The following is a 6,000-nucleotide window of genomic DNA, read 5'->3' on the forward strand; positions in this document are numbered from 1 at the left end:
CTCCTTAGATAAAAAAACTGCCCTTAACACTGTTAAGGACAGTTCACTGTGAAATTACAGTTTTACAACGTTTTCGGCTTGAGGACCGCGGTTGCCTTGAGCTACATTAAATTCTACGCGTTGTCCTTCGTCCAACGATTTGAATCCATCCCCTTGAATTGCGGAGAAATGAACGAATACGTCATTTCCGCCCTCCACTTCAATAAATCCAAAGCCTTTCTCTGCGTTAAACCATTTCACTGTTCCTGTTTCCATAATAAAATTACCTCCAAATTGTTATTAACATGCTTTTTTAGACAAAAAAAATCACACATTGAAAAAGATACCATTACACAAATGATCACTTTTTCAATATGTGAGTTTATGTGAAAGCTGTTTATTCACTAATGATAGCACACAAAAGTGTGATAAGCAAATTTTTATTGTTCTCCGTTCCTATATGACATATGTCATACCCTCTACATGATGTTTATGACTGCAACAAATTGCTAGCGGTATCTATAATGAAGATAGGATACTACAGCTGATATTTGCTAACAGGTCCTGCGCACCATATCGAGGAGGAAATATATGATGACACAATCCACGCTAACTCACTTAAAAAAGCAGGTTGCCCCTTATGAAAAATCAAATACGAGGGCTAGTATTAAGCAGCTATTTAACACCTTAGGTCCATTATTCGTACTATGGTTAGCTGCGTATCTAAGCCTATCAATATCCTATTGGATCACACTACCAATTACGATCATCGCATCCGGTTTCGTTATACGAACTTTTATCATTTTCCATGATTGTTGTCATCAATCGTTCTTCAAAAGTCGGAGAGCTAACGAAATAATCGGCACGATTACGGGTATCCTTACACTTTTTCCCTATCAACAATGGAAGAATAGTCATTCTATCCATCATGCAACGAGTGGTAATCTCGAGAAACGTGGAATAGGTGATATGTGGGTACTTACCGTCGATGAATATGCGGCATCTTCCTTATGGGTCCGAATTGCGTATCGGTTATATCGGAATCCATTTATTATGTTCGGACTTGGTCCCGTCTTTTTGTTCCTATTTACGAACCGCTTTAATACAAAAGGTGCAAGACGCAAGGAAAGAATCAGTACTTATATGACGAATGTCTTCATCCTTGCTTTATATGGAGGACTGATCTGGATAATTGGTTGGCAGTCGTTTGTTCTAATCCAAGCTCCAATCATGTTCATAGCGGGCTTGATGGGAATCTGGTTATTTTACGTGCAACATCAATTTGAAGACTCATACTTCGAGAATGAGGATGAGTGGAGTTATGTGAAAGCCGCGGTAGATGGAAGCTCCTACTATAAACTGCCGAAGATTTTGCAATGGATTACTGGAAATATTGGATTTCATCATGTCCATCATTTGAGTCCGAAAGTGCCAAATTATAATTTGGAAAAGGCACATAATGCAACGCCTCCTCTTCAAAAAGCAGTGACCATTACAATTAGAACTAGTTTGAAGGCGTTAAGTTTCCGTCTTTGGGATGAGCGTAGTAAAACGTTTGTCGATTATAAAAATAGCCAACAGGTGCACCTTAAGGAAGATGAGCATGATACTTTTGTTAACAAAATAAAAGTAAAAGTGCGTGAATCGAGCTTGCAAGGGTAGTAAATACACCGTTTCATGTTTATGCTAAAATATAATTATATCTATGTTGAAGAAAAAGAGGCTAAACGGACTATGCAAAAGTGGTATCAAATTTTTCACAAAAACACAGGTCTTAGTCCGTATGTGTGGGTTGTCTTTTATATCCTTCCATTTTATTTCATATTTCGTTCTTCGACCATCTATCACATTGTATTAGGTACAATCATGATTATTGTTTTCTTTAGTTGTTATGTGCTGTCCTTCGTATCTAAAGGATGGATTGTGTACTTTTGGACTAGTATACAAATTATGATTTCGATTATCATGGCTATCGTATTCAGCTATGTGTATTTCTCACTGTTTTTAGCATTTTTTATTGGCACCATGAAAAGTAAGGCAGGATTTATCACATTGTACTGCATTCATCTAGTAACGACGATTGTTACGATTAACTATGGATTGGTAACGCAAAATCCTGTGTATTTTGACCAATTGCCTTTTATTATTATTAGTGTCATTGCTGTTATTCTCATTCCAGTCACTACGTTCAATCGAAATAGGAGTGAGCAACTCCAAGGACAACTAGAGGATGCACATAAGCGGATTTCTGAATTGGTAAAACTAGAAGAGCGTCAAAGAATTGCCCGCGACTTACACGATACACTTGGTCAGAAGCTATCATTAATTGGTTTGAAGAGTGATTTGGCGGGGAAATTAATTAGTAAAAATCCGGCTCAAGCACAAATCGAAATCAATGATGTTCGTCAAACAGCTAGAATTGCATTAAAGGAAGTTCGGGAAATCGTTACGCAAATGCGCGGAACGAGACTAGTGGAAGAGATATTCCGAATCAAACAGATTTTGAAGGCTGCAGAGATTGAGCTCATTTTGGAGGGAGATCCGAAGATAGTCAATACTTCTTTGATTAATGAAAATGTGTTGAGTATGTGTTTGAAAGAATCGGTTACGAATATTATCAAACATAGCAATGCAACTTTATGTTTGATCTCCATTGAGCCATCGCCAAGCGATCTTGTTATCAAGGTCGGTGACAATGGGATTGGCATCCCAAAAGAATGTCTTGTGTTACTTGGAAATGGATTACGGGGCATGAAAGAGCGACTTGAGTTTGTAAACGGTTGTATGGAAATTGTCTCAGATCATGGAACAACGATTGTTATTAAAGTGCCGAATGCCATCATACCACCAGAAAGGGAGGTGCGGATATGATTCGAATTGTGATTGCCGAGGACCAACGGATGCTGTTAGGGGCACTTGCATCCTTACTTGATTTGGAAGAGGATATGCAAGTCGTTGGTAAAGCAAGCAATGGCGAGGATGCTGTAAAACTTGTTAAACTGCATAAGCCAGATATTTGTGTCATGGATATCGAAATGCCAATAATGAACGGTCTAGACGCGGCCGCTGAGCTAAAGGGATTGGGTTGCAAAGTCATTATATTGACCACGTTTGCCCGTTACGGGTATTTTGAAAGTGCCGTGAAGGCAGGAGCAAACGGTTATTTGCTGAAAGATAGCCCAAGCGAGGAACTGGCTACCTCGATTCGGAGTGTGATGGCTGGCAGGCGAATCTATGCCTCAGAGTTGGTAGATGAGACGTATATTGAAGAAAATCCTTTGACCGAGAGGGAAAAGGAAGTGCTGAACCTGATCGCCGACGGTAAAAATACGAAGGAAATCGCTGATCACATGTACATTACAAGAGGAACCGTTCGCAACTACATTTCCGTTATTCTCGATAAGCTCAATGTCACCAACCGGATTGAGGCTATTATGCGGTTCAAAGAGAAGGGATGGTTCAAATGACAGGCCCAAAAAAGGTGAATGGGTACCCATAGACGACCCATAGACTGGCACTTTGAAAAAAGGTGTTCAGGTTTATGGGTATCTTTTTGTTAACTATTTGGGTTCAAGCTGAAAATGATGCGAGAGTCAAGTACCGGTAACAACACCAATAGCAACGATGATAACGAAACCCCTGGTCCATCTAGTTGTATCACCCTCTGGTATAAGAACAAATTGATACTCAAAAAAGTCCTGAAAATATTCGTAAAGAACCGAGTCGTTGTTACTTAATAAACAACGACTCGGTTCTTTACTATTTTATATTTTGCATTCCGCATGTTGGATATTCGAAGTTTCAATTTGAAAAGTTGTATGCTGTATTTTAAATTTCTTTTCTATTTCATGAATGGCTGACTGTAGAATAATCTGACTATCTTTTGAATCATCAATTAGAATATGACAACTCAAAGAGTCAAGACCTGATGTAATTGTCCATACATGCATATCGTGAACGTTAATAACTCCATCAATGCTTTCTAGGTAGTCTGTCGGAAGATCTTCCTCATTGACAGACTAAGCACTCCTCCCTATAATTTAAACAAACGTTTAATTAAAATGATCGTTTAAATTTAAATAGGAGTGGTCATGTTGAAACAAGCACTAGGCGCATTTTTTAAGCAAGGTACGACGAAAGTAGGAATCATAACAGCCATTATGTTTCAACTGTTATTCAGCTTGATCTGGATGACGGGTTATGCAGGCGTGTCTGATAATACGAAGAATTTGAAGATCGCTATCGTCAATGAAGATCAGGGCATGGGAAGCACAGTGGCAAGCAAATTGAAGGCGAATCTGCCTTTTCAAACTGAGCAAATAGACTCAAACGACAAAGCGCAAGAAATGCTGAACAACCGCCAAGTGCAAATGGTTATTCACATTTCATCCGATTTTACAAAAAAGCTGCAAACACCAGGGCAAACGGCTCCCATTTCGTATACAATTAATGAGTCCAATCCATCCATGATGAAACCCGTGATGCAGGCGGTAGCAAGCAATGTAACGGCAACTGTGAACGGGGAAGCAGTAGCTGCAGGGGCAACGGCCGTGCTTACTCAAATGGCTCCGAAACTGCCGGCTGAACAGGCGGGGCAGATTGCACAGGGGCTGGCGAATAAGGTAACCTCGGATATTCAGAGTACAAATAAAGTTAAAGACATGCCGAATCAAATGCTGCCTATGATGCTTGTGCTTGCTTCAATTGTAGGAACAATGATTATGGGTATGAACTTCAGCGTTTCCACGAATATCCTCGGTGCATCGGTAAGTAAAATGGGCAAATTAGCCGCACGCTTCATGCTCACCGTCATTGCCGCAGTAGTTGTTGGGCTGATCAGCGCGACAATGGTTGTTGCTTTGGGAGGACATGTAGAGAAAGGATTTATGGCATTATGGCAGTTTGAATCCTTATTCTTGCTTACGTTTGCGTTTGTTGCACAAATGTTTTTGACATTGTTTGGGAACGCAGGTATGCTATTTAACATCGCGATGTTATCCTTGCAATTGGTGTCTTCCGGGGCCATCGTGCCAAGGGAGCTTTTGTCGAACTTTTATCATACTTTGAGCAATTATTTCCCGGCTACTTATGCGGTTAACGGTCTGATGAATATTTTGTTCGGCGGTCCTGGTGTAATGAAAGAAGTAAGTTCTTTGCTCCTGATTGCCGTTATCGCATTAGCTATTGATTGTGTGGTTGTATGTATTAAAAAAGTAAAAGCAGCACCTGCTACGAGACAAATCTCACAAGCCGCTTAACTTCCATATAAGGAGGGCGCTAAAGAATGGCACACCAAGAATCTGACATGAAGATAAAAATTGTACTCGCTGCAAAAAAATTATTCGCCGAGCATGGTTATGATGCTACAAGCGTTCGTCAAATTTGTGAGGAAGCCGGGGCCAATGTGGCTCTGGTTTCCTATTATTTTGGTGGAAAAGAGAGCGTTTTCCATGAAATTTTCCATCAGTTTTTTCCCTCGCATAAGCTTTCCGGCCTGTTTGACATTGAAGACCCTGTAGAAGGAATTAAAGCGATTATCAAAGAAATTATTTTAATCCGGAATAAAGACCCTCAAATGATTAGTTTGATTCAAATGGAAATTATCATGGCGTCCCCGCGTATTGAGAAGATACGAGCTCTCGTTTTTCCGGCATGGGAAAGGGTTAGATACTTGTTGGAAAAGGGGAGGCGCGAAGGTTATTTTCACTTCGATTCCTTGGACAGTACGTTAATGTTTGTATTAGGTTCGATCTTTTTCTATAAGCAACGAGACTTCTTTGAGCCGCTTTTTTCGGAGCCGAGACCCGAGATGGGAACGATTATTCAGCAAACAACCACTTATGTGATGAACGCATTGGGTTATCAAAGTAAAGGGGAGTAAGGACTTATGGGTAAAACGTATATTGTGTGTTTGGGTGAGCTTCTAATTGATTTCGTACCTGAAATAAATGGACAAGCTTTGGCCGACGTCACGAGCTTCCAACGGGCGGCGGGCGGAGCACCCGCCAATGTGGCGGCGGC

General features: G+C 40.4%; 6 protein-coding genes and 2 pseudogenes. 6 read left to right on the forward strand and 2 right to left on the reverse strand.

Annotated elements, in window-relative coordinates; translation table 11 throughout:
- Positions 1 to 54: 54 nt before the first annotated feature.
- Positions 55 to 255, reverse strand: a complete 201-nt coding sequence (locus tag PCH02S_RS32895) for a cold-shock protein (protein WP_028553508.1) — start codon at positions 253 to 255, stop codon at positions 55 to 57.
- A 318-nt stretch (positions 256 to 573) separates the two neighbouring features.
- Between PCH02S_RS32895 and PCH02S_RS32900 the strand changes: the two genes are divergently transcribed.
- The 3 genes from PCH02S_RS32900 (at position 574) to PCH02S_RS32910 (ending at position 3,446) form a co-directional block, all read left to right on the forward strand.
- A complete protein-coding gene (locus PCH02S_RS32900; protein WP_127458333.1) occupies positions 574 to 1,641 on the forward strand; it encodes a fatty acid desaturase in 1,068 nt (355 codons plus the stop codon).
- Positions 1,642 to 1,713: 72 nt separating this feature from the next.
- Positions 1,714 to 2,850, forward strand: a complete 1,137-nt coding sequence (locus PCH02S_RS32905) for a sensor histidine kinase (RefSeq protein WP_127458327.1) — start codon at positions 1,714 to 1,716, stop codon at positions 2,848 to 2,850.
- Entirely contained in the window at positions 2,847 to 3,446 is a 600-nt protein-coding gene (locus PCH02S_RS32910; protein WP_127458328.1) for a response regulator transcription factor, read from the forward strand. The genes PCH02S_RS32905 and PCH02S_RS32910 overlap by 4 nt, the downstream gene beginning before the upstream one ends.
- A 297-nt stretch (positions 3,447 to 3,743) precedes the next feature.
- Here PCH02S_RS32910 and PCH02S_RS36605 read toward each other — a convergent pair.
- Positions 3,744 to 3,965: pseudogene (locus tag PCH02S_RS36605) on the reverse strand (cation transporter dimerization domain-containing protein); the annotation flags it as partial.
- Between the two features lie 105 nt (positions 3,966 to 4,070).
- Between PCH02S_RS36605 and PCH02S_RS32915 the strand changes: the two are divergent.
- The 3 genes and pseudogenes from PCH02S_RS32915 to PCH02S_RS37130 all read left to right on the forward strand — a co-directional run.
- Positions 4,071 to 5,237, forward strand: coding sequence for a YhgE/Pip domain-containing protein (locus PCH02S_RS32915; protein WP_127458329.1), 1,167 nt, complete (start codon positions 4,071 to 4,073; stop codon positions 5,235 to 5,237).
- Positions 5,238 to 5,263: 26 nt separating this feature from the next.
- Positions 5,264 to 5,860 carry a TetR/AcrR family transcriptional regulator gene (locus PCH02S_RS32920; protein ID WP_127458330.1) on the forward strand — a complete coding sequence of 199 codons (597 nt, stop codon included), beginning with the start codon at positions 5,264 to 5,266 and terminating at the stop codon, positions 5,858 to 5,860.
- Between the two features lie 6 nt (positions 5,861 to 5,866).
- Positions 5,867 to 6,000, forward strand: a pseudogene (locus PCH02S_RS37130) (carbohydrate kinase); the annotation flags it as partial.

The sequence above is a fragment of the Paenibacillus chondroitinus NBRC 15376 genome, assembly GCF_004000765.1.
Lineage (GTDB): Bacteria > Bacillota > Bacilli > Paenibacillales > NBRC-103111 > Paenibacillus_E > Paenibacillus_E chondroitinus.